The sequence below is a fragment of the Hirschia baltica ATCC 49814 genome, from assembly GCF_000023785.1.
Lineage (GTDB): Bacteria > Pseudomonadota > Alphaproteobacteria > Caulobacterales > Hyphomonadaceae > Hirschia > Hirschia baltica.
Genome location: NC_012982.1, coordinates 1,510,377 through 1,532,750 on the forward strand (window position 1 = coordinate 1,510,377; position 22,374 = coordinate 1,532,750).

General features: G+C 44.7%; 21 protein-coding genes. All 21 read left to right on the plus strand.

The features are described 5' to 3' along the window. The first annotated feature begins 63 nt into the window (after nucleotides 1-63). The gene (gene sufC / locus HBAL_RS07220; protein ID WP_015827284.1) at nucleotides 64-831 is read left to right on the plus strand and encodes a Fe-S cluster assembly ATPase SufC; all 768 of its coding nucleotides are present in this window, start codon (nucleotides 64-66) and stop codon (nucleotides 829-831) included. Further along, complete coding sequence (sufD, locus tag HBAL_RS07225; protein ID WP_015827285.1) at nucleotides 828-2,054, plus strand: Fe-S cluster assembly protein SufD; 1,227 nt, start codon at nucleotides 828-830, stop codon at nucleotides 2,052-2,054. The genes sufC and sufD overlap by 4 nt, the downstream gene beginning before the upstream one ends. Next, nucleotides 2,033-3,277: an aminotransferase class V-fold PLP-dependent enzyme gene (locus HBAL_RS07230; protein WP_015827286.1), complete on the plus strand. Its 1,245-nt coding sequence runs from the start codon at nucleotides 2,033-2,035 to the stop codon at nucleotides 3,275-3,277. The genes sufD and HBAL_RS07230 overlap by 22 nt, the downstream gene beginning before the upstream one ends. Nucleotides 3,278-3,289: 12 nt before the next feature. Then, the gene (locus tag HBAL_RS07235) at nucleotides 3,290-3,679 is read left to right on the plus strand and encodes an SUF system Fe-S cluster assembly protein (RefSeq protein WP_015827287.1); all 390 of its coding nucleotides are present in this window, start codon (nucleotides 3,290-3,292) and stop codon (nucleotides 3,677-3,679) included. 29 nt (nucleotides 3,680-3,708) lie between these two features. Then, nucleotides 3,709-4,074 (plus strand): HesB/IscA family protein, encoded by a 366-nt coding sequence (locus tag HBAL_RS07240; RefSeq protein ID WP_015827288.1) that lies wholly within the window; start codon nucleotides 3,709-3,711, stop codon nucleotides 4,072-4,074. Nucleotides 4,075-4,109: 35 nt separating this feature from the next. Beyond that, a complete protein-coding gene (locus tag HBAL_RS07245; RefSeq protein WP_049763130.1) occupies nucleotides 4,110-4,670 on the plus strand; it encodes a prepilin peptidase in 561 nt (186 codons plus the stop codon). Between the two features lie 302 nt (nucleotides 4,671-4,972). Further along, nucleotides 4,973-7,765, plus strand: coding sequence for a hypothetical protein (locus HBAL_RS07250; protein WP_015827289.1), 2,793 nt, complete (start codon nucleotides 4,973-4,975; stop codon nucleotides 7,763-7,765). Nucleotides 7,766-7,902: 137 nt separating this feature from the next. After that, nucleotides 7,903-10,488 carry a TonB-dependent receptor domain-containing protein gene (locus HBAL_RS07255; RefSeq protein ID WP_015827290.1) on the plus strand — a complete coding sequence of 862 codons (2,586 nt, stop codon included), beginning with the start codon at nucleotides 7,903-7,905 and terminating at the stop codon, nucleotides 10,486-10,488. Between the two features lie 196 nt (nucleotides 10,489-10,684). Then, nucleotides 10,685-11,626, plus strand: a complete 942-nt coding sequence (locus HBAL_RS07260; RefSeq protein ID WP_015827291.1) for a type II secretion system protein N — start codon at nucleotides 10,685-10,687, stop codon at nucleotides 11,624-11,626. Nucleotides 11,627-11,650: 24 nt separating this feature from the next. Then, entirely contained in the window at nucleotides 11,651-13,633 is a 1,983-nt protein-coding gene (gspD, locus tag HBAL_RS07265; RefSeq protein ID WP_015827292.1) for a type II secretion system secretin GspD, read from the plus strand. A gap of 25 nt (nucleotides 13,634-13,658) precedes the next feature. Next, a complete protein-coding gene (gene gspE, locus HBAL_RS07270; protein WP_015827293.1) occupies nucleotides 13,659-15,158 on the plus strand; it encodes a type II secretion system ATPase GspE in 1,500 nt (499 codons plus the stop codon). Next, nucleotides 15,145-16,350 (plus strand): type II secretion system inner membrane protein GspF, encoded by a 1,206-nt coding sequence (gspF, locus tag HBAL_RS07275; protein ID WP_015827294.1) that lies wholly within the window; start codon nucleotides 15,145-15,147, stop codon nucleotides 16,348-16,350. The genes gspE and gspF overlap by 14 nt, the downstream gene beginning before the upstream one ends. Before the next feature lie 17 nt (nucleotides 16,351-16,367). Then, nucleotides 16,368-16,850, plus strand: coding sequence for a type II secretion system major pseudopilin GspG (gene gspG / locus HBAL_RS07280; RefSeq protein WP_015827295.1), 483 nt, complete (start codon nucleotides 16,368-16,370; stop codon nucleotides 16,848-16,850). After that, nucleotides 16,838-17,377 carry a GspH/FimT family pseudopilin gene (locus HBAL_RS07285; protein ID WP_015827296.1) on the plus strand — a complete coding sequence of 180 codons (540 nt, stop codon included), beginning with the start codon at nucleotides 16,838-16,840 and terminating at the stop codon, nucleotides 17,375-17,377. Before gspG ends, HBAL_RS07285 begins: the two co-directional genes overlap by 13 nt. Next, on the plus strand, nucleotides 17,374-17,796 hold the full coding sequence (gene gspI, locus HBAL_RS07290; RefSeq protein WP_015827297.1) for a type II secretion system minor pseudopilin GspI: 423 nt from the start codon (nucleotides 17,374-17,376) through the stop codon (nucleotides 17,794-17,796). The genes HBAL_RS07285 and gspI overlap by 4 nt, the downstream gene beginning before the upstream one ends. Further along, a complete protein-coding gene (gene gspJ / locus HBAL_RS07295; protein WP_015827298.1) occupies nucleotides 17,796-18,410 on the plus strand; it encodes a type II secretion system minor pseudopilin GspJ in 615 nt (204 codons plus the stop codon). Before gspI ends, gspJ begins: the two co-directional genes overlap by 1 nt. 1 nt (nucleotide 18,411) lies before the next feature. Then, nucleotides 18,412-19,437 (plus strand): type II secretion system minor pseudopilin GspK, encoded by a 1,026-nt coding sequence (gene gspK, locus HBAL_RS07300; protein ID WP_015827299.1) that lies wholly within the window; start codon nucleotides 18,412-18,414, stop codon nucleotides 19,435-19,437. Next, nucleotides 19,437-20,600 (plus strand): type II secretion system protein GspL, encoded by a 1,164-nt coding sequence (gene gspL, locus HBAL_RS07305; protein ID WP_015827300.1) that lies wholly within the window; start codon nucleotides 19,437-19,439, stop codon nucleotides 20,598-20,600. The genes gspK and gspL overlap by 1 nt, the downstream gene beginning before the upstream one ends. Then, nucleotides 20,600-21,073 (plus strand): type II secretion system protein GspM, encoded by a 474-nt coding sequence (gspM, locus tag HBAL_RS07310; protein WP_015827301.1) that lies wholly within the window; start codon nucleotides 20,600-20,602, stop codon nucleotides 21,071-21,073. Before gspL ends, gspM begins: the two co-directional genes overlap by 1 nt. A 5-nt stretch (nucleotides 21,074-21,078) precedes the next feature. Next, the gene (gspN, locus tag HBAL_RS07315; protein WP_015827302.1) at nucleotides 21,079-21,837 is read left to right on the plus strand and encodes a type II secretion system protein N; all 759 of its coding nucleotides are present in this window, start codon (nucleotides 21,079-21,081) and stop codon (nucleotides 21,835-21,837) included. Nucleotides 21,838-21,866: 29 nt separating this feature from the next. Continuing rightward, nucleotides 21,867-22,367 carry a hypothetical protein gene (locus HBAL_RS07320; protein ID WP_015827303.1) on the plus strand — a complete coding sequence of 167 codons (501 nt, stop codon included), beginning with the start codon at nucleotides 21,867-21,869 and terminating at the stop codon, nucleotides 22,365-22,367. Nucleotides 22,368-22,374: the final 7 nt, after the last annotated feature.

Here is a 22,374-nt window from a genome sequence, read left to right on the forward strand (position 1 = left end):
TTGTGAAATAGAAACCAGTTCCCATCTAAATGGAACACTAAAAGACTGTTGGAGTAACATCTCGTGCTAGCCCTAAATGAACTCGTCGCTCGCGTTGAAAAAGAAGACGGCGAAGGCAAGGAAATTATTAAAGGCCTAAGCCTTAATGTGCCTGCAGGTGAAGTACACGCCATTATGGGGCCCAATGGTGCGGGAAAATCGACTCTGTCTTATGTGCTGACTGGCCGTGATGGTTATGAAGCAACGTCTGGAACAGCTGAGCTGAACGGCGAAAACCTTTTGGAGATGGACCCGGAGGAGCGCGCAGCTAAAGGCTTATATCTGTCTTTCCAATACCCGCTTGAAATCCCAGGTGTGCCAGTGATGACATTTGTGCGTACGGCTATGAATGCACAACGTAAAATGCGCGGCGAAGAGGAAATCTCAGCGCCTGATTTTCTACGCAAAGCCCGCGAGATCGCCAAAGTATTGAAGATTGATGCTGATATGCTCAAGCGCCCGCTCAATGTTGGTTTTTCTGGTGGTGAGAAAAAGCGTTTGGAAATTTTCCAAGCAATGATGCTTGAGCCTAAATTCTTGATTCTAGATGAAACAGATTCTGGTTTGGACATTGATGCGCTGCGTGTTGTGTCTGAAGGTGTAAACGCATTGCGTGCGCCAGATCGTGGTATGCTTGTGATTACGCACTATCAGCGCCTCCTTGATCACATCAAACCAGATAAAGTACATGTTCTTGCAGATGGGAAGATCATCAAAACAGGCGGTCCTGAATTGGCGCTTCGTCTTGAAGATGAAGGCTATGATGGCGTACTAGCGGAGGCGAGTGCGTGAGCGAACAAGCTGTTTCCACATTGATTGAAAATCCAAGCCCAGCTGAAGGTCGATTTATTGAAACTTTTCAGGGGTTAAAGTCTGATGCACGTCGCACAAGAGCTTTTGAGGCGTTTGCTGAAAAAGGTCTTCCGCATCGGCGTGTAGAAGGTTGGCGCTGGTCTGATCTGCGGGCTGCACTAAAGCCAGTTGAGGCGGCGGTTGATCTGTCGATCAAAGATGTATTTGCGGATGTAGATGCGCCTGTATTTAGATTTACTCGTAATGGGTTGGAAGCGCCTGCAAAACGGCCCGCTGGTGTGCGTTGGACTGAGAATATTGATGCACCTGCATTTGCGGCCGCTGAAGAATTGCCGATGGGAGCGCTTGCATCCGCTTTGGCGACTGGTCCGAGCGTTTTGACGATCGAAATTGGCGCAAAATTGTCGAGTCCGTTGCGAATAATTGTCGATGCAGATGCAAAAGATTGTTACGCGCATGTCGAGGTTTTGTTGCGTGAGGGTGCTTCTGCTACCATTGTTGAAACGCATTTAAACCAAGGCGGTTTTTCATCTGTTGTTTTGGAATACAATCTTGAAAAAGGTGCCAAGGTCGATCGCGTTATCTATCAGTCTGCTGGCGTCGATGCTGTTCAAATTGTTTCGGCGAATGTGCATTTGTATGAAGGTACGAAATTCAATCAGACAGCTTATGCAACAGGTAGCAAACTTTGCCGGATAGAGACGCGCCTCATTCATCGTGAGCCTGATGCTGAAGCAATTTTGAATGCAGCTTATTTGCTTGATGATAAACGCCATGCAGACTTTACAAGTTTTGTGAGACATTCAGCTGGTCATTGTGTGACAAGTCAGGTGACCAAAGGTGCTGTAAAAAAAGGCGGAAAAGGTGCCTATCAAGGCAAATTTTACGTTGCACGCGACGCTCAGAAAACTGACGCATCTATGGCGCACAATACTTTGCTGCTTGAAGATGGCGCGGAAGTGAATGCCAAGCCTGAATTAGAGATTTATGCAGATGATGTGCAGTGTGCGCATGGAAATACTGCTGGCGCGTTGGATGCAGAAGCGCTCTTCTATATGCGTCAGCGCGGTATTCCATTAATCACAGCAAAAGCCATGTTGACGCAAAGTTTCATCGCGGAAGCATTTGCAGACATAAACGATGATGGTTTGCGTGATACTTTGGAAGAGGAGGCGCGCCAATGGCTGATGAAGTCTCTTTAAAATCAGAATTTGATATTCAAAACATTCGAGAGCAATTTCCTATTCTTGAACGCAAGATAGGAAATAAGCCGCTAATTTATCTTGATAGTGCAGCTTCAGCTCAGAAATCTGATTACGTACTTGATGCAATGTTTAATCAAGCGCGCACCGCTTATTCAAATGTTCACCGCGGATTGCATACCCTTGCGAATGAAACGACGGATGCATTTGAAAAATCACGTGAGCTTGTGCGTTCACATTTGAATGCAAAATCTGTCGATGAGATCATCTTTACCAAAGGTGCCACCGAAGCGATTAATCTTGTTGCGTCTGGATTAGGTGCGACGATCAAAGCGGGTGACGAGATTATGGTTTCGGTTATGGAGCATCACTCCAACATCGTGCCATGGCATTTTTTGCGGGAACGCTTTGGTGCAGTCATCAAATGGATTGAAATTGAAGAAGATGGCTCTCTAGATATGGAGAGTTTTCGGTCTCAATTGTCTGAAAAAACGCGCCTTGTTGCTGTGACACATATGTCGAATGTGCTGGGTACGGTACCTGACGTCAAAACAATTATCAAAGAAGCGCACTCAGCTGGTGCATTAGTCTTGTTGGATGGCTGTCAGGCGGCGGTGCATTTGGACGTTGATGTTCAGGTAATGGATGTTGATTTCTATGTGTGTTCTGCGCACAAAATGTATGGCCCGACGGGTATTGGTGCGCTTTACGGTAAGTTGGACATATTAGCCAATATGCAGCCTTATCAAGGCGGCGGCGAGATGATTGATTTGGTCACGCGCGAAAGTGTGACCTACAATACACCTCCTCATCGCTTTGAAGCTGGGACACCTGCTATTTTAGAAGCTGTTGGGTTTGGGGCGGCTGTTGCTTGGATGCAAAAGTTTGTAACGCCTGAAGCTAGAGCTTATAAAAAAGCTGTTTACGAACGCTTGGCTGAAGGCGTGCGCGGTATAAATGGTCTGACGATATATGGGATGTCCAAAGATAAAGGGCCGGTGCTGACTTTCTCAATTGAGGGAACACATCCGCACGATTTGGCACAGATTTTGGACCGGTATGGTGTGGCAATTCGTGCCGGTCACCATTGCGCTCAGCCTTTAATGTCCCATTTAAAGGTAAGTGCAACGGCGCGTGCAAGCGTTGGGGTCTATAATACACTAGAAGAAGCTGATATGTTTGTGGAAGCGCTGGATAAAGCGCGAGCCATGTTATTGGCATAGATAGAGATGAATATGGCAGACGATGTAAAACGCGATGTAATTGAACCAGATGCGCCAGAAGTGCCAGCATCTAAGGGACCTATTCCTCAGGATGAATTAAACCGTATCACTGATGGCATTATTGCGCGCATTAAAGAAGTGTATGACCCTGAAATCCCTGTTGATGTGTATGAGCTTGGGCTTATCTACAAAGTGGATTTGAATGATGATCGTCATGCTGATGTGGAAATGACATTGACTGCGCCTGGATGCCCTGTGGCCGGAGAGATGCCTGGCTGGGTTGAAGAGGCTGTTCTTAAGGTTGATGGTGTTCACACTTGTAAGGTTAGTCTTGTGTTTGATCCGCCATGGGATGCATCGCGCATGTCAGATGAAGCACGCCTTCAATTGAACATGTTGTAATTGATAATCACAAAGCACATATAAGTATCATGGCTAGAAGACCCAGACCCAAAATAGTGACACTCTCAGACGCTGCTGCTAAGCGCGTCAAAGAGATTATGTCAGAACGTGGTGCAGGATTTTTGCGCGTTGGCGTCAAAAATGGCGGATGTGCTGGCATGGAATATGTCATGGATTATGCACAAGCGCCTGAGCCTCTTGATGAGCGGGTTGCTGACAATGATGTTGAGATCGTTGTGGATGCAAAAGCTGTGTTGTTTTTGCTGGGCTCGCAGATTGATTATGAAGTGTCGCCACTTCATTCCAAATTTGTCTTTAGAAACCCAAACCAGACCGATGCATGTGGGTGTGGTGAAAGTGTAACTATCGCACCATTTGAAGATGTGGCTGAATAGCAAATCTTAAAACTTGTCCGTTAAAGGATATCTTTATGGATGAGCGGCTGAAGTTAAAATCTAATATTCGATATATATTGTGTGCTAGCGTGGCATTGTTTGCGATGCTGACAGCGCTGGTTTGTCTGCCGCTTGAGTTTTTTTATCCAAGTATATTTATCGCTATCTTTCTGTCTTGGATGTCTTTTGTAGATATCGAACGCCATATCTTACCCAATTTATTGACATACACACTTTTGATTGCGGGGCTGGTTTGGGCAAGCGTCTTTAAATTGGAGGATTTGCATCACCATGTCATTGGGTGCGCGGTTGGATATGGTCTTATTGTTGGCGTGTCCTATTTGCATAAAGTGCGTAAAGGCGTGGCCGGAATGGGGATGGGTGACGCCAAATTGCTTGCCGCAGCAGGTGCATGGTCAGGCTGGGTCGCATTGCCATATATCTTATTAATAGCGGCTGTTTCAGGATTAGTTTTGGTGGGATTGAAAAGTTTGAAGCAAAGGCAAATTCGCGGTGATGTTCGAATCGCATTCGGTCCGCATTTGGCATTTGGTTTCTGGGTAGTGTGGCTTTTGGGTCCTTCAATAAAAATGTGATTATCAGGCATTTTTACATGATGATATAAAATTAAATTAAAAATCAATGAGTTACTATATTGTATATGCCGTTTTTTGTGAAATGGCTATCTAAGAGCAATTATAGGTGAGGAGAAGAAATTAGAAGATTGAGTGGTTTAATCTGGGTGCAGTCGGCCCAGAAACGCAGAGCTGTAACATGACTGTCATATAGGTGTGCGATATCGCAGAGGCCTTTTTAGTGACGTTTAAGCCGTAGGGGCGGTTTGTCACTTTAAAGCAAAAGTTTTGCTTCACGCCACTCTGTTAGGGGGTTTACCCATATGACTTCGGTTAAGAATTTTCGCCACGCATTGCTAATCGGTGCTGCTAGTCTAGCAGTTTTCGCTTGTACACAAGGTTCAAATATTACTTCGCCAGGAGCGACTGACGCTGGAACACCTGCGACAGGTGGTGGGTCTGATGGTGGAAGCGGTGGAGGTGACGGTGCAACTGCTTCCTGTCCAACAGGCTTTAACACGCTAGACCCAATTGATTCTACGACTGTTTGTGAAGTTTCTGGTACAATCAATGGTACACTTACTTTGGCGGCAGTTGACGGTATTGCGTATCGGTTGAACGGTCGTGTTAACGTTGGAACAGATGCTGGTGTGACAACTGGTGCGACACCAACAGCAAACTATGGTCGCTTAATCATTGAGCCGGGTGTAACTGTTTTTGGTGCTTCTGGTGCAGACTATCTGGTTGTAAACCGTGGATCTGAGATCGAAGCAATCGGTTCAGAAACTCAACCAATCGTGTTTACTTCAGAGGCTGACCTTGAAGGTTCACAAACCGACACTGTAAATGCCACTGGTGAGTGGGGTGGTGTGGTTATTTTAGGTGATGCACCTATCAATAACTGTACTGGTAGTGTGGCTCCAGGGACAGCTGGTTGTGTAAACGCTGTTGAAGGTGTGACTGCGCCTGACGCGATTTACGGTGGTAACGACACAACTGATAGTTCTGGTACTCTAAAATATGTTCAAGTGCGTTTCGCTGGTAACGAGCTTGCTTCAGGTAACGAGCTAAACGGTATTACTTTTGCCGGTGTGGGTTCAGGTACAACTGTTGACTACATTCAAGTTCACAACAACTCTGATGATGGTGTTGAGTTCTTCGGTGGTAATGTGAATGTTACTCACCTTGTGCTGACAGGTAACGATGATGACTCCATCGATACAGATAATGGTTATGCTGGTTCAATTCAGTTTGCGGCGGTTGTTCAACGTGATGAGGGTGGTGACAACATCGTAGAAGCTTCAAGTGCTGGTGGATATGTTTCACCATTCTCTGATGCTACCATTGCTAACTTTACATTTGTATCTGGTTCGACTGGTGATAATGGAAACGCTTTCCGTTTGAACACTGGAACAATTGGTACATACATTAACGGTGTTGTTGACCACAACGAAGAGTGTTTCCGCTTTGAAGCAAGTGCTGGTCAAGACGCAACTTCTGCATACTCCGTTGCAAATGACCCAAGCTTTCAATCAGTTCTTTTTGATTGTGCTGTTTCACTTGATACAGCCAATTCAGAATCTGGCACTGCCGCCGCAGCGGTAGCAGCTGATGCAAACAACACGATCACAACAAGCACGCTTTCATCTGTTTTCTTCCCAGGAACAGCAGAGGCTGGTGTAACAGCTGCTGATCCTAACGCTGTGAACTCTAACCTTATCACAACAGATTATGTTGGTGCATTTAGTGCGACTGAATCAGCGACTGACAACTGGGCAACTGGTTGGACGTTTGGACTATTTGGTGATGTGTCTTGTCCGACAGGTACAACAGACAGTGGCCAAGATTTTGATGGCAAGAATATCTGTCGTGTTTCTGGTACTGTGAATGAAGACACACGCCTTACACGTGGTAACATCTATGAGTTGGATGGACGTGTTGATGTCGGTGTCGATGTCGGTGCTGATGGCACTGCAACTGATGGTGATGCTGTTGTTCTGACAATTGAATCTGGAGTGACAATTTTTGGTAACTCTGGTGCAGATTATCTAGTCGTAAACCGTGGTTCTAAATTGAACTCAAACGGAACTCAAGCAAACCCAGTTATATTCACATCAGAAGCAGACCTAAGAGACACTCAAATCGATGCTGAAAATGCAATCGGTGAATGGGGTGGATTGGTTATTCTTGGACGTGCACCAATCAACAATTGTCCAGGTGTAACAACACCAGGAACAGCAAGTTGTGTGAATGCTGTAGAGGGTGTGACAGCTCCAGACGGTATTTATGGTGGAGCGCTTTCAACAGATAGTAGTGGTTCTATTATGTACACTGTTGTAAAGCACGCGGGTAACGAGATATCCTCTGGTAACGAGTTGAACGGTATTACATTCGGTGGTGTTGGTTCAGGTACTGTTGTTGATTACATCCAAGTTCACAACAACTCAGATGATGGTGTTGAATTCTTCGGTGGTGAAGTAAACGTTAAACACCTTGTTCTGACTGGTAATGATGACGACTCAATCGACACTGACAATGGTTATAACGGTACAATTCAATACGCTATCGTTGTGCAGCGCGATGATGGTGGTGACAACATTGTAGAAGCTTCAAGTGCTGGTGGATATGTTGCACCATTCTCTGATGCTAAAATTGCTAACTTCACATTCGTATCTGGTTCAACTGGTGACAATGGAAACGCTTTCCGTTTGAACACTGGAACAATCGGTAAATACATGAATGGTGTGGTAAACCACAATGAAGAGTGTTTCCGCTTTGAAGCAAGTGCCGGTGACGGCAACGGATCTTACTCAGCAAGTGCTGACCCAAGTTTCCAATCAGTATTGTTTAACTGTACGGCTTCACTAGACACCGCAAACTCTGAAGCTGGTATTGCAGCTGCTGCTGTTGCAGCTGATGCAAACAACTCAGAAGCATCAACAACATTGTCCAACATCTTTGTGAATGGTGCTGCTGAGAATGCAGTAATTGCGATGGACCCATCGACTGTTGATGCTGACCTAGAAGCCACAACTTACATTGGTGCTGTTAAAGACGCTGATGATAACTGGTGGAAAGGCTGGTCATGCGGTTTGGAAGCTAGCGACCCTTGTTAGTAGCCTAATTGAAAACTGTTCCGGAGAGAGGTGTTTTTCTTTCTCCGGAATTTTTCGTTTCTTAAATTAGCCTGCGACTGTCGCTCATACTGCGAATAATCGGATCGGGCTCGAAATTTTAAAAGGTTTCACCTCCAATGTTATCAAAATATACATGTCGACTTTTATTGACGACTTCCTTGGCTGTGCTAGCTGTTCCAGCTGTTTCAGCCCAAGAAGCAAACGACGTAGATACCGCGCGTCAGGATACGATTGTAATCCGTGGTGAATTTATACCTGATCCACAGCGTGAAACATCTCAAGTTGCAACTTTTCTTTCTGCCGATGATCTTGCTCGGACTGGTGATTCAAACGCGGCTCTAGCTCTTACACGCTTGAGTGGTTTGAGTATTGTTTCTGATAAGTTTGCTTTTGTTCGTGGTCTTGGTGACCGGTACTCTGCTTCGATGTTGAACGGTTCTCAATTGCCAAGTCCTGAGCCTTTGAGAAGAACTGTTCCTTTGGACTTGTTTCCATCAAACATTCTTGAAGGTGCTTCTGTAGAGAAGACATTCTCTGTTTCTGCGCCGGGTGAATTTGGTGGTGGTCTAATCAATCTAAAGACGATTTCTCGTCCTTCTGAAAACTTCACCACACTAAAATTTGGTGTGAGTGGTGATACTGTTACGACTGCCGAAAAAGGTTATTTCGTAAGTGGTAGTGACTCTGATTGGACGGGATATGATGATGGATTGCGTGAAATCCCTTCTGCTCTTCAGACAGTATTGAGCTCTGATCAACGTCTTGAAGAATTTAGCGATTCTGAAATAGAAACGGTTGGTGAGAGCCTTGTAAACTCTCCTTTAAGCGTTATTCAAAACGGAAAGCTTGGACCAAATTATGAAGGTTCAATCTCTCTTGGACGTAATTATGAGTTAGGTTCAGTAGGTATTGGTTTCGTTGGTGTTGCAGGCTATGATCAGGAATGGACAACGAAAGATATTACGCGCCAATTCGTGCAAGGTGGTGTGCTAGGTTCAGAGATCAACACGCTTGAAACAGCCATGGATGTCACGACAAATGCGCTTGGATCTTTGACGTTTGATTGGGATATGAGCCAGGTTGCTGCAACTTTGTTCTATGTTCACTCGACAACTAAAGAAGCGCAAATAGATACTGGAAGTGACTTTAACGCGCCGGGTACTGGTATTGTTTTTGATGAATCTACGGGTTGGTATGAGCGCGAGCTTACTTTCTTCCAATTGCGTGGAGAGCACGAAATAGACAATTTCCAATTCAATTGGAGAGGGGCTCTTTCTGAATCATCTCGTGATGCACCATATGAAAGATCAGTTCGTCGTCTTTATGGTGATGATGGTGTGCCAAGATATTCATTGGCAAATGCAAATTCCATCAATTTTTCATACCTTCAAGATGAACTAGGAAGCTTTGGAAGTGACCTAATTTACACTGTTGATTTTGACGGCGATCGTCAAATGCAATTGTCTGGTGGTTTTGATTACTCTTCCACTGAACGTGATTATGAATTTTACGGTTTCCGCTTTGCCGGTGGTAACTCTTTGCCAGACGATGTTGAAGAAGCAAGAACTGACTATTTGTTCTCACCTGACAATATCAATAACGCACGCTTTGTTCTGCAAGAACTTCCGTCAACAACTGACTCATACAAAGCTTCTTTAGATGTTTCGGCTGCTTATGTTGAAGCTGAAGTTGATTTGACTAACTTCATCCAAACAACACTGGGTGTACGTTACGAAGAAGCCGAGCAAACTGTTGGTACATTCGACCGTTTTGGCAACCCGGGTACGGGTGATGTGAACTTGGAAAATGAATACTTGCTTCCAAGTGCATTGATCAACTGGAACTTCGCGGATGATTTGCAGCTACGTTTGGGATACTCTCAAACAATTGCGCGTCCTCAATTCCGTGAATTGGCACGTGCAAGTTATACTGATCCAGATACAGATCGCGTATATCGTGGTAGTGATGGTTTGATCGACAGTGAGTTGACCAACTATGATGCGAGATTGGAATATTATTTCGGTCGCAACCAATTTGTGTCGATTGCTGGTTTCTATAAAGAGATCTTGAATCCGATTGAAGAAGTTCAATTCTCAACTTCAACATTTGTGTTTGAAACGACATTTATTAACTCACCAAAGGCTGAGTTATTGGGTGGTGAATTAGAATATCGCACGCAGTTTGACATGCCAATTCCTGGTCAGTGGTTTGCTGATCGCAATTGGATGTTCTCATCGAACTATACATACACACAATCAGAGGTTCAGGCTGAAGCTGGCGAAACATTGTATGACCCGATTTCTCGTACAGTTGTTTCAGCTTCAAACTTTGCTTTGGATGGTGCCAAACTACAGGGTACACCAGAGCACATCTTGAACTTGCAATTTGGTTGGGAAGGTCCAAATGACCAACTTACATTGCTTGCTGGTTGGGTAGACGAACGTATTCTGCAACGTGGTCTAAGCAACGCAGGAAACACAGTTCCTGATATCGTTGAAGACCCGGGCATTCAGTTGGATCTTGTTTACAAACATGATGTAGAAATCGTGGGACGTGACTTTACATTCAGCTTGAGCGCTAGAAACCTTCTTGATGAGGAACATAAAGAGTTTCAAGTCAGTGAAGGTGATGTAGGTGAAACTGATTTCTACACTTACGATCGTGGAACAAGTATTTCCGCAAGCGTAACTGCTAAGTTCTAGTGGTATTCTAAGTTTATTAGAGACTTAACTTTGAGTAGCTACAGGATATTAGTGTCTTGTAGCTACTTTTTTAGATAGACTATTAAGTAGAAGAGTGTTTCTTCACGAATAGATTTCATTTATTGGAGAATTGATTGTCCAATATTCAAGTTCGGTCTTTGCTTTAGACATAGCAGAGGTCAAAAGGTTACAGTGTATGTCATTGAGCGTTTCCAATCTCGAAATGGTGTCTCCGCTGATACAGCGTGTGGTTCGCTTTTTGTTGGTTGCTTTTTCGATCATTGCAATAGCCTTTGTTTGTGCGCGTTTTTTCTGGCTCATTTTGGCGGGTATTCATGGAGGGGTAGCAATGCCAAGCCTCTCACCTGCGCAACTTGGTCGCAATAATATAAGTGCTATTGATGTGAGCATGTTGTCGCGTGTGACTCCCTTTAAAACTGTGCAAGGTGAAGAAAATATTGACTTGATATTGGAAGATCACCCGGATGCGCCAGAAACTGAGTTAGATATAACGCTTAACGGTGTGCGTGCAGATGGGCAGGGTAGCGGCGTCGCTTTTATTTCTACCGGAAAAGATATTCAGAAACGCTATTTCGTAGGTGATGCGGTATCGGGTCTTCAGGACGTAACAGTCAAAAGCATATATCTGGATGGCGTTTTATTATCGCGTGCCGGCCGCGTAGAGCGCTTATCAAACTTTCATGATGAGAATATCGGCATAAAATCTCTGGCTGCGGAAAATAAAAGCGTTGTGAGGTCTACACCTGATCGAGCAGAGATTTTAAAAACGAACTCAGACGAACGGACTGAAACGTCTATACCAATTGTCGTTGATACGCAGTTCTTAGACGCCAGTATGGCGCGATCAGATATAGAAAATCTTATGAACTGGGCTCGGTTTGAGCCGGTCGTGTTTGATGGTGTGAATGGTGTATCTGTTTCTCCTTTGAATAGTCAGATTTTTTCTCAATCTGGCTTACAGGCGAGAGATATTGTTAAAGCAATAGATGATTTCAGTTTGAACGAAACGACCGATTATGAGGATTTATTGGATTCCTTAGGGAAGTCTTCTCAAGTGGTCATACATATTATTCGAAATGGGCAACCAGTGAGGCTGACAATCAACGTGCTAGATTAACGTTGAAGCGGGTGAGTAGGGATTATGGTTTCAAAAAGAAATAAGGTTCTACATGGCGCAGCTTTGGCCATGCTTGGGGGATTTATTGCGCCAATGGGTCAGCAAGCGATCGCCGATGAATTAGGTGAAACCAGCGTGCGCGCGGATGGAACCAGCGTTCACGTCATGAATCTCAAAGATGTCGATATATCTGTATTGATAGATGATGTATCAGCGATCACTGGTCATACATTTGTTGTGCATCCAAGTGTGAGAGGGCGCGTAAGTGTTTCCTCTCAGACACCATTGACGAATAGAGAAGTGTTTCAGGTTTTTCTCTCTACTTTGAGAGTACATGGATTTACAGCCATTCCCTCACGTGGCGGTGTTTATAAAATTGTGCCCGAACAATCAGCGTCTGCGGAGGCTGGTTTAGCGCGTCCATCTGTAGGTGGTGATCAATTTGAAACGGCAGTTATTCGTTTGCGTAATTTTGACGCGACTGAAGCAGCTAAAATGATTAAACCGATCACTAACCCGCAGGGGCAACTGACTGCAAGTGGTGAGTCAAATACGCTGATTGTCGTTGATTATGCAGCCAATATCTCAAGGGTTCGCAAAGTCGTTGCGCAGATAGATGAAGATCAATCTGAAACCTTGACGATAGCGCTGACAAATATGTCGGCCACAGAAATGGCAAATACTGTCAATAGTATGAAGAGTACGGGACGTGGTTCAGCTGGCTTTAAGGTCACGGCAACTGCGGTAGAGAGCAATAACTCTTTGATCGTCAAAGGTGACATAAAAGACGTCGCTGAAGTCCATGAGATTGTGCGAAACCTTGATGTCGCCAACAGGGAAGATGATGCATCTTTAAAAGTTCTATCTTTGAAGCATTCCGAAGCGAAAGATATAGCACCTATTCTTGAAATGATGGGGCAGAGATTAGCAGAACAAGCCAGACCTGGTGCCAACGCGTCGAGCGTTCCAAAAATTGCCATTTATGAACCCACAAATTCTCTTGTTGTGAGTGCGTCCCCAATGGTGCTGCGCCAATTAGAGAGAGTGGTTGAAGAGCTGGATCAACGCCGTTCACAAGTACTTGTTGAGGCGATTATTGTTGAGTTATCTGACAATGCAGCGCGTGAATTAGGTCTTGAGTTTGTGCTGTCAGGTTCAGGTAGTTCTGCAACTCCATTTGCGGCAACGAATTTCACAAGATCAACAACGAATGTCTTATCTCTGGCCGGGGCACTTGCTCTGGATTCAGACACTGTTGGTGAGGAAACTGTTTCATCACTTCGTAGCGCTGCAATCAGCTCATTATTAGGCAGTGCAGGTGGTTTGCTTGGAATTGGTGGGCAATCATCAGATGGAACAATATTTGGAGCGATTATAAATGCGGTCGACTCTGACATTACATCTAATGTTCTTTCTACGCCTCACCTTTTGACGATGGATAATGAAAAAGCTTCAATCACAGTTGGTCAGGAAGTCCCGATCACAACGGGTGAAGCCTTGGGAACGAACAATTCCAATCCATTCAGGACGGTTGAACGTAAACCGCTTGGGGTGACGTTGGAGGTTGAACCTCAAATTGGTGAAGGCGACAGTATTAAACTGAACTTACGCCAAGAAGTTTCATCTATATTTGACTCAATAGACGGCACAGATTTCATTACCAATAATCGCGAGATTAACACCACGATTTTGGCTGATGATGGTGAGATTGTCGTGCTTGGTGGTTTGATCCAAGAAGAAGAAACACTAAACATTTCCAAAGTACCTTTGTTGGGTGACATTCCAGGGGTTGGGCGGTTGTTTTCTTCGGAAGGAACGACAAAAAAACGTACCAATTTGATGGTGTTTTTGAAACCAACTATTGTACGTGATGCTGAAACCATGCAGCGCGCCACGGATCAAAAATATAGATATATTCGCCAAGAACAAATGTCAGCGTCTCGCAGTGAACGCGCGGGTTTAGATGTGTTTATGAAAGAGGTATTAGGGGTCGATACCGAAGAATAGTGTTTTGTTGAGTAGAGGTTAGCGTGTGAGTGTTTTCGCCGAAAAGCGGTTGAATTATAGTTTTGCAAAAGAAAAAGGATTAGTCCTTTATCTTGATGGTGAAACTGCGTGCATGGGCATGCGTAAAGATGCTGACCCCTTAGCGATTCTTGAAGCCCGCCGCATCGCTGATCAGCCTCTCACAATCGTAGAATTAGACCGTAGAAAATTTGATCGCTATTTATCTGAAATCTACTCAAGTGATGGTATTAATTCATCCGACATAGATGATGCATTGGATGAAAGAGGTGATTTAGATAGTCTTGCCGCTGGTTTGATTGAAAACGCCGATTTGCTGGACACTTCTGATGACGCCCCTGTTATCAGGCTCATCAATGGACTAATCGCCGAAGCGGTACGTACCAAAGCGTCTGATATACATATTGAACCCTTTGAAGATCGATTGTCTGTGCGTTTGCGCGTCGATGGGGTGATGAGAGAAGTTCTCACACCATCACGCCGCGTTGCGCCTCTGCTGGTGTCTCGTATCAAAGTTATGGCGCGTCTTGATATTGCAGAAAAAAGAGTTCCTCAGGATGGGCGCGTTTCTCTGTCTTTGGGCGGACGTCCCATTGATGTTCGGGTTTCTACATTGCCTGCAAGATATGGCGAACGCGTGGTTATGCGGTTGCTGGATAAAGAGTCTGCGCGTCTGGATGTGGAAGACTTGGGCATGCCTGAGGCAATGCTCCAGACCTTAAAGAAAGCTCTAAAACAGCCAAATGGAATTGTGCTGGTTACCGGTCCGACTGGATCTGGTAAAACGACCACATTGTATGCAGCTTTAACGCTGTTAAATGATCAGTCCCGCAATATTTTGACGGTTGAAGACCCTATTGAATACGGATTGGACGGTGTTGGCCAGACGCAAGTCAACACAAAGGTCGGGATGACGTTTGCTGCGGGTTTACGCGCGATACTTAGACAAGACCCAGACATTGTGATGATTGGTGAGATCCGCGACGGCGAGACGGCCCAAATTGCGGTGCAAGCAAGTTTGACGGGGCATTTGGTGTTGTCCACAGTGCACACAAATTCTGCTGCAGCTGCCGTGACACGATTGCGGGATATGGGGGTTGAACCATTTTTGCTGTCTTCAACCTTAACAGCCGTTGTCGCTCAGCGTTTGGTGCGACGGCTCTGTTCTCATTGCCGTGTTCCATACAAGCCTGAAGATGCCGAACTAGAATTGCTTGGTTTATCGCGCAATCAAGTTGATGTTTTGTATCACCCCAAAGGCTGTGAGCATTGTAATGATCAGGGGTATGAAGGGCGCCTAGGAATTTATGAAATAATCGAGATGGACGCCAAGTTGAGGAGTATGGTCCACGACAATGCGCGAGAACAAGATATTGAAAATTATGCTTTTTCAAATTCCACGACGTTGCAAGCATGCGGAGTTGAGCATGTTCGTAATGGCCTGACTTCATCTGAAGAAGTCCTGCGTGTGGTAAGACAAGCGAGAGACTCTGATGGCAGCGTTTGAATATCAGGCGCTTGACGCTCATGGAAAAAAGCAAAAAGGCGTTATTTCAGCAGATACATTGAAATCAGCTCGAAGAGAGTTGCGCCGGCAAGGTTTAACGCCTGTCAATGTGGAAACGAGCAAAGCTAAAGCCCAAAAAGAAACGCGCGGCCAAAAATTATCTATTAAAGACAATGTATTACTAACAAGACAATTAGCTATGCTGATCTCCTCTGGGACGCCAGTTGAAGAAGCGTTGGCGGCTGTGGGTGATACATCCAGAAAAAATGCGGTGCGTTCAGTTTTAGCGGATGTCAGGTCCAATGTGGTTGAAGGTCAGCCTTTATCTGATGCTATGTCGAGTCAAAGCAGCGCCTTTCCGCCGCTATATACCTCGATAGTCGCGGCAGGTGAAAGTGCGGGTGCATTAGACGCTGTTATGGCAAGGTTGGCTGATTATCAGGAAAAAAGCGAGGAGATGCGCGGTAAAGTCGTGTCTGCGCTCATTTATCCGATGGTTGTTGCGGTCGTCGCATTGATGGTTGTGGTTGCGCTTCTTGTTTTTGTGGTTCCTCGTGTTGTTGAGCAATTTGATACTATGGGCCAAAAGCTTCCGCTTTTGACGCAAATCATGGTGAATATTTCAGAATTTTTGCAAGCTTATGGGTTGGTTCTGTTTGGTGCCTGTGCAGTTGGTGTGTTTGTTCTGGGTCATATGAGTAAAGTTGATGCTGTTAAACGGCGCTTGGATAGTCTCGTGCTTGGGCTTCCGATTATTGGCGAAGTTGTCAGAAGTGTTGCCGCAGCAAGGTTTGCTAGAACTTTTGCGACACTTGCATCATCGGGGGCACCTGTTCTTGATTGTCTTAGAGCGTCCCGAGAAACCACACCTAATCTGATTTTGCGCGATGCAGTCGAGAAAGTTATTGAAGATGTTCGTGAAGGTGGTTCGCTGAGCCAGTCAATGGCCCGGACTGGTGCTTTCCCACCGCTTGTGACGCATATGGCGGCTGGTGGTGAAGCAAGTGGTGATCTTGGTGCTATGTTTGATAAGGGCGCCGAATATCTTGAGCGGGATTTTGAAAAAACATCCGGTGTTGCGCTGGGACTATTAGAGCCACTGATTACCGTCGTGATGGGTGGTTTGGTGATGTTAATAATATTGGCGATTATGCTGCCGATATTACAATTGAATTCCGGCGCATTGATATAGCTGGCATGGAGAAGGTGATGGTGATGATAAAACAAGATGCAAACAAGCGTATCGATGAGGATTACAAGTCTCCAGTAGAGACAGGTGAGGAAGGGTTTACACTTGTTGAGTTGATGGTTGTTGTTTTCATCATGGGATTGCTCGCAACAGTCGTGCTTGTAAACGTGATGGGTAATGTAGATACATCTCGCGTTAAAAAGGCTCAAGTAGATATAGCCGCTCTTGAAAGCAGTTTAGACCGCTACCGGCTGCAATTAATCGATTATCCAACGACAGAGCAGGGGCTTGAGGCGTTGGTTACTGCACCGGATGATTTATCCAATCCGGCGCTATATCCCAAAGGTGGTTTTATCAAACGTCTACCATTGGATCCTTGGAATAATGCTTATCAGTATGTTTACCCCGGCGAACATGGCGAAATCGACATCTATTCACTAGGAGCTGATGGGCAACTGGGCGGTGAAGAACTTGATGCGGATATTGGAAATTGGACCAACTAAATCCTCTTCACAAAAACGAAGGTGAGTTTGGGTTTACGCTTGTCGAATTGCTTGTCGTTATTTTTATCATCGGGCTGATGTCGGGTGTCGTCGTCATGTCTATGCCTGAGCGCCAGACCGATAGCCGAGCAGAGGCTGAGCAGTTGACCTTGGCAATTGCTTCATTGTCGCGTGAAGCGATAGCAAGCGGGGAAGCTGTAAGCTGGACCCATGTTGAGGGCATGAATTTATTTGAACGCTATCATGGCGGCGATTGGGTTGCTTTGAATGGTACATCACGCGCTTTGGAAAAGAGCAAAGAGACCAAAGATCTGACCGTGCGCGTAACTCTATTAGGTATGGAGACCGAGAGAAAATTCACTGAAGATCAAGATGTTCAAGCTCAACCGCCTTTAGTGTTTTTTCCTACTGGGGAAGCAACACCTGCGGAAATAGAAATAACCGCCGCTGATTTTGATTCAGTGCACAAGTTGAATGCAAGCGGGCAATTGATCTTTATACCTGTGGCAGAACGGGTGATTAGATGACGTTGCCTGTATCGCTTTCTAAACAAGGTTTGCTGAACAAGCAAAACGATGATGGTTTCACTTTAATTGAAGTGTTGGCCGCTCTAAGCATTTTTGCGATTGCTGCTATTGGTTTAATTCACGTGTCTTCAGAAAATAGTCGCGGTGCTGCAGCTATTGAACGCCGAATGCTGGCCTCCATTATTGCTGACAATGAAATGACTATGACCTTAATTCAAAGAGAGCCTTTGGAAAATGGAGAGTCCAGCGGACGAATAGCACTTGGTGGGCGCGAATGGACTTGGCGCAAAACAATATCGACAACGCCCAATCCTTTGCTGCAGCAGATAAAAATCGAAACAAGAGTGTATGAGCCAGATGAGCTTGATTCCGAAAATATAGAGACTGTCTTATTTGCCTTTAAACGGAAGTCTTTGTGATGACGGATGAGGCAGGTTTTACACTTATTGAGGTGATGGTAGCGACCTTTATCATGGGTGTTTTATCTGTGATGGGGCTTGTTATGCTTGATGATACGCTTTCATCAAAAGAAACGCTCGAATATGTTCTTGAAGAAGTTCAAGATATTGAGCAAGCAAGAGCAATTATCAAAAATGACCTTGCGCAAATCGTTTCAAGAACTGCAAGAGACGAATTTGGCTTTAAAGCTGAAAGTGTTTTTGTCGGTGGAGCAGACCTTGATAATGTCTCCCTGATGAGTTTTGTGCGAAACGGAAATGAAATGCCTGGTTTGACCGCCGCTTCCTCATCATTGCAGCATGTTGAATATCGCTTTGAAAATGGTGTTCTTAGCAGAAGAACAAGGTCTAGAGTGGATGCTGCAACCGATACGCCGATTTTAGAAAGAGAATTATTGACCAATCTCGCTTCTGCGCAGATTGAGTTTTATGATGGCTTATTGTGGACAGATAAATGGATTGGGCAAATGTCTGCATCCAATGCAATACCGGCTCCCGCTGCTGTCGGCTTGATCTTGCATTCAGCCCGATACGGTCCTGTCCGTATGCTGTTTTATACTCCGGCGGGGTATTAACATGCTTAAGAAGTGTATTCAGAACACGATCAAGGACGTGCATTTAGATCAGAGTGGGGCTGCATTAATAACGGCTCTTCTCATTGTATCGGTTATGTCTATTACAGCGCTTGCCGTCATAGAAAATCTACGTTTTTCAATGAAACTCACCAGTAATCTCAGCCAGAGAGAGCAAGCTAGACTGTATGCGCTGGGAGCAGAACAGCTGGCCATGTCCACAATTGAAGCTGCTCGAAAAGTAAATTCAGGACAAGATAATGCTCGCTATCCAGAACTGGACGGATGGACACAAAAACCGTTGTTTTTCCCAATTGATGGGGGAACAATAAAAGGTCAGGTCAAAGACGGAGCAAATTGCTTCAATTTGAATGCGCTTGTGAAGACTGAAGACAATGAGACCTTGATTGCTGATGAGGTATCAATTGAGAAGTTCGCCAATCTTCTTGAATACACAGGCATATCAAATGCAGAATCTATTGCTTTGGCAAACAGTGTGGTCGATTGGATAGATACTGACTCCACCCCCAGATATGGGGGCGCTGAAGATGCTGATTATGCGATATCCGCAATTCCTTATAGAACGGGTTCAACCTTATTGGCAGATGTTAGCGAACTGAAGGTGATTAAAGGGTTTGAGCCAGATATGGTTGAAAAATTACGGCCATGGTTGTGTGTGCGGCCTAGCTTGAATTTGACCAAGTTGAATGTGAACACACTGACAATACAGGATTTACCGCTTATTCTAGGCTATTTGGGAAAGCAGTTTGATGAGGTGGCAGTTAATAACATTCTCGCTGAAAGGCCTGTCAGTGGTTTTTCCAGTTTAGATGAATTTTTTTCTTTGTCTGTATTTGGAGAAGATGCCATGCCAATAGAACAAAGACAGTATTATGCGCTTGCATCTGATTTTTTTGAATTGAATGCGCAAATTAGCTATTATCAAACCATGATTAGTTTGCATTCTATCTTGCAAATATCCCAGGGCGGGGACATCACGGTCATTTCACGTAGATATGGAAGTTTCTGATGGGTAATTGTCTTGTCGCATTTGCAAAAAAAGACCCTGGTCAGAGCTGTGATTGGCGTGTTGTGTCTGAAACAGGAACAATACATGCGCGTGGAGAATCTGCGTTTGAGGATTTATCTAGTGTCAAACATGATAAATTTATCCTTGTCTTAAAGGGACAGGAAATTGCGTCATTCAGGACACCACTTTCGGCTAAAAGTAACGCGCAATTACGCTCTATTGCTCCCTTTGCTATCGAAGATGATGTGAGCGCAGAAATAGAGGATCAGCATGTTAGTATTGCATATGGGGATACGGGTACGAAACGCTACACACTAAGTGTGATTACCAATGAGAAAATGGTGTATTGGTCTGATACCGTGAAGCGGGCAGGGCTTGTTGCTACGAAAATTGTTCCTGATTATTTTTGTCTACCAATTGAAGACGCGAGAATAAGTTGCGCAAATTTGGTGGATAGAAGCGTTTTTCGATACGGGCACTGGGGTGCTTGTTTTGATACTGGTTTTGACTCAAAATTGTTGGATAAAATAATTGCTTCGGGCGTTAGTCAGAATGATAATATCGCGGAATTGGATCAATTATCCTATCGTGATTTTTCAGAAGGCGGCGTGGACCCGTTAGATGTTTTGGCAGTGCAGGCTGTCAAAGAAAAATTCTCACTTCAGCAAGGACAGTTTGAAGCGCGCAATTTAGGTGGGAAACTCGATTTAAAAGAGTGGCGTTTGCCGGTTGGTTTGGCCGCCGCTGCGATACTGGCGATGGCAGCGTTTAATTTCGTTGAAGGTATTGCATTTAATCGGGAAGCAAAAGCCCTGCAAGCGACCATAGAAGCAGATGTCAAACGTGTTTTTCCTGATGTGAAGCGAATCGTAAACCCCAAGGCACAGCTAAAGACGCTGACCTCTGGCAATGGTGAAGCATCAGCCTTTTTGCAATTATCAGGGCTGATCTCAACGGGCATTAATGATGTCGATGGTATTAGCTTAGATGCATTGAGATATGATGCGCGGCGCAGAGAAATTCAGGCAAGTATTGTCTATGAAGATTATGAACAGCTCACGCAATTTAGAGAAATAATTGAGAATTTGGGTGGCACGTTCCGTGAAGGTGGTTCTAGGCAAATAGGAAACCGGCGCGCCGGAGAAATTACGGTGACATTGTAATGATAAAGAACTGGTGGGCTGCGAGAGAGCCGAGGGAAAAATTATTACTGAGCATTTGTCTTGTTTTGACCCTGACTATCGTATTGTTTCAATTTATTTTTGGGCCTTCGGTTGAATTTCGTGACCGTGCTTCAAAACGGTATTTGTCTCAAGCTTCTTCGCATTCAGAAGTGGTTCAAACATTACGTGTGTATGAAAATAGTCCTCGGCAGGTAAACGCGGTTTCAGCTGGACCTGTGCAAGGGGTCGTATCCGATAGTTCTGCTGTATTTGGTATTGATATCAGCCGAATTGAACCAACATCAAATGGTGATCTGACATTATGGATTGAAGAAATTGATCCTCAGTCACTTTATGCTTGGCTGACTGACCTTGAAATCAATCATGGCATTTCCGTCAATAAAGCATCCATCCGAATGAATAAGGATACAGTGACAGTGAATGCTAATGTACTCGTTAGTCGGGGGAATTAACAGGCATGCGCTTGCTTTCTGGTTTTTCTTTTTTTGTGGTGGCCTTAGTCATCGCTTTGCTGGCTTATCTGCCTTTGCGTGTTGTGACACAGGCGATTGGATTACAATCTAACGGGATTCAATTTGATCGGGCTGTCGGAACAATTTGGCGTGGTAGCCTGTCGGATGTCCATGTTGGCGGTGAGGCAATAGGGCAAGTAAATTTAAACCTGAACGCAATAAGCTTGCTGCAGTTGAAACCGGCAGCGTCTTTTGAGTTTGTCGGTGCCGCTGGTAATGGAAAAGGCCTGATTGTTACAGGGCTGAACCGAGAATTAGAAATAAAAGACGCGTTTGCGAGAATTCAACTCAATACATTCAAACATCTCGATGCGCAGTTGAGACGATCACCGTCGACTTTGAACCTATCCATCTCTAATTTGAAAATTGGTGCTGCAGGAAATTGCATAGAAGCTGCAGGCGGTTTGAAAACTGATCTTTTGACTGTCGTTGGGCGCTCTTGGGCGTGGGATGGACCTGCGATGGACGGCCGTATTGTTTGTGTCGGAGATGATTATGAACTCACTCTGCAAAACCAAACTGGACTAGATGAAATTTCAGCGAAAGCCGTTTTGCGAAGCGACAACACATATGATGTTGAAGCTAGCGTTAAAACTCAAAATCCGAGACTTTCAAATGCCCTGATTAGCTATGGGTTTAAAGGGCAGGCTGCTTCGGATGAATTTTACTATTCTTTGTCTTCTGTCGAAACACAAACACCATAAATACCACCTGTTTGGGAAGGAATTTCAATATGCGTAAATCAATAGCCAAAATAGGATTGATGAGTTTCTTGGTGTTGGTTGGGGGGTGTGCTTCCACGGCTTCAAAAAAAATAGAACCACCTGCTCAAACCCAAGTCGAAAATGATTTTGATGAGTTCTACGAATTAGGGGAATTGCCAAGGCAAACTTTGGATATCGGTGATTGTGGTTTGTTCCTTTTTGCTTCCAGACCGGAACCAAGGTTTGTGTTTTTCGCTGAAGCGGCCAAGGGGACTGCGAAAGTGATTTTAAATGGCGAAGAAACTATTTTGATCAGAACTAAAACAGAAGGTGATGTGGTGGATCTTCACTATACTGAACAAGTTTTTCAGTCGCCGCTTAACAATGTCGAGATGAAAGTGACGATTAACGAAGCATCTCCTAGTGAAGGAGGTTCACAAATTACAAAAGCTTCAATTCGTTTAAACAGCACAGATGGTTGGAAAATGGTAATTCCTGTCGGTGGAGCGACTTCTTGTGAGGGGCAATAAAATAATT

Coding starts and splice junctions, on each gene's coding strand:
- gspM (WP_015827301.1), top strand. CDS start 20,600: ATGATAAAGAACTGGTGGGCTGCGAGAGAGCCGAGGGAAAAATTATTA.
- HBAL_RS07235 (WP_015827287.1), top strand. CDS start 3,290: ATGGCAGACGATGTAAAACGCGATGTAATTGAACCAGATGCGCCAGAA.
- HBAL_RS07260 (WP_015827291.1), top strand. CDS start 10,685: ATGTCATTGAGCGTTTCCAATCTCGAAATGGTGTCTCCGCTGATACAG.
- gspN (WP_015827302.1), top strand. CDS start 21,079: ATGCGCTTGCTTTCTGGTTTTTCTTTTTTTGTGGTGGCCTTAGTCATC.
- gspK (WP_015827299.1), top strand. CDS start 18,412: ATGCTTAAGAAGTGTATTCAGAACACGATCAAGGACGTGCATTTAGAT.
- HBAL_RS07250 (WP_015827289.1), top strand. CDS start 4,973: ATGACTTCGGTTAAGAATTTTCGCCACGCATTGCTAATCGGTGCTGCT.
- gspF (WP_015827294.1), top strand. CDS start 15,145: ATGGCAGCGTTTGAATATCAGGCGCTTGACGCTCATGGAAAAAAGCAA.
- gspG (WP_015827295.1), top strand. CDS start 16,368: ATGGTGATGATAAAACAAGATGCAAACAAGCGTATCGATGAGGATTAC.
- gspD (WP_015827292.1), top strand. CDS start 11,651: ATGGTTTCAAAAAGAAATAAGGTTCTACATGGCGCAGCTTTGGCCATG.
- gspI (WP_015827297.1), top strand. CDS start 17,374: ATGACGTTGCCTGTATCGCTTTCTAAACAAGGTTTGCTGAACAAGCAA.
- gspJ (WP_015827298.1), top strand. CDS start 17,796: ATGACGGATGAGGCAGGTTTTACACTTATTGAGGTGATGGTAGCGACC.
- HBAL_RS07240 (WP_015827288.1), top strand. CDS start 3,709: ATGGCTAGAAGACCCAGACCCAAAATAGTGACACTCTCAGACGCTGCT.
- HBAL_RS07255 (WP_015827290.1), top strand. CDS start 7,903: ATGTTATCAAAATATACATGTCGACTTTTATTGACGACTTCCTTGGCT.
- HBAL_RS07320 (WP_015827303.1), top strand. CDS start 21,867: ATGCGTAAATCAATAGCCAAAATAGGATTGATGAGTTTCTTGGTGTTG.
- gspL (WP_015827300.1), top strand. CDS start 19,437: ATGGGTAATTGTCTTGTCGCATTTGCAAAAAAAGACCCTGGTCAGAGC.
- HBAL_RS07230 (WP_015827286.1), top strand. CDS start 2,033: ATGGCTGATGAAGTCTCTTTAAAATCAGAATTTGATATTCAAAACATT.
- HBAL_RS07245 (WP_049763130.1), top strand. CDS start 4,110: ATGGATGAGCGGCTGAAGTTAAAATCTAATATTCGATATATATTGTGT.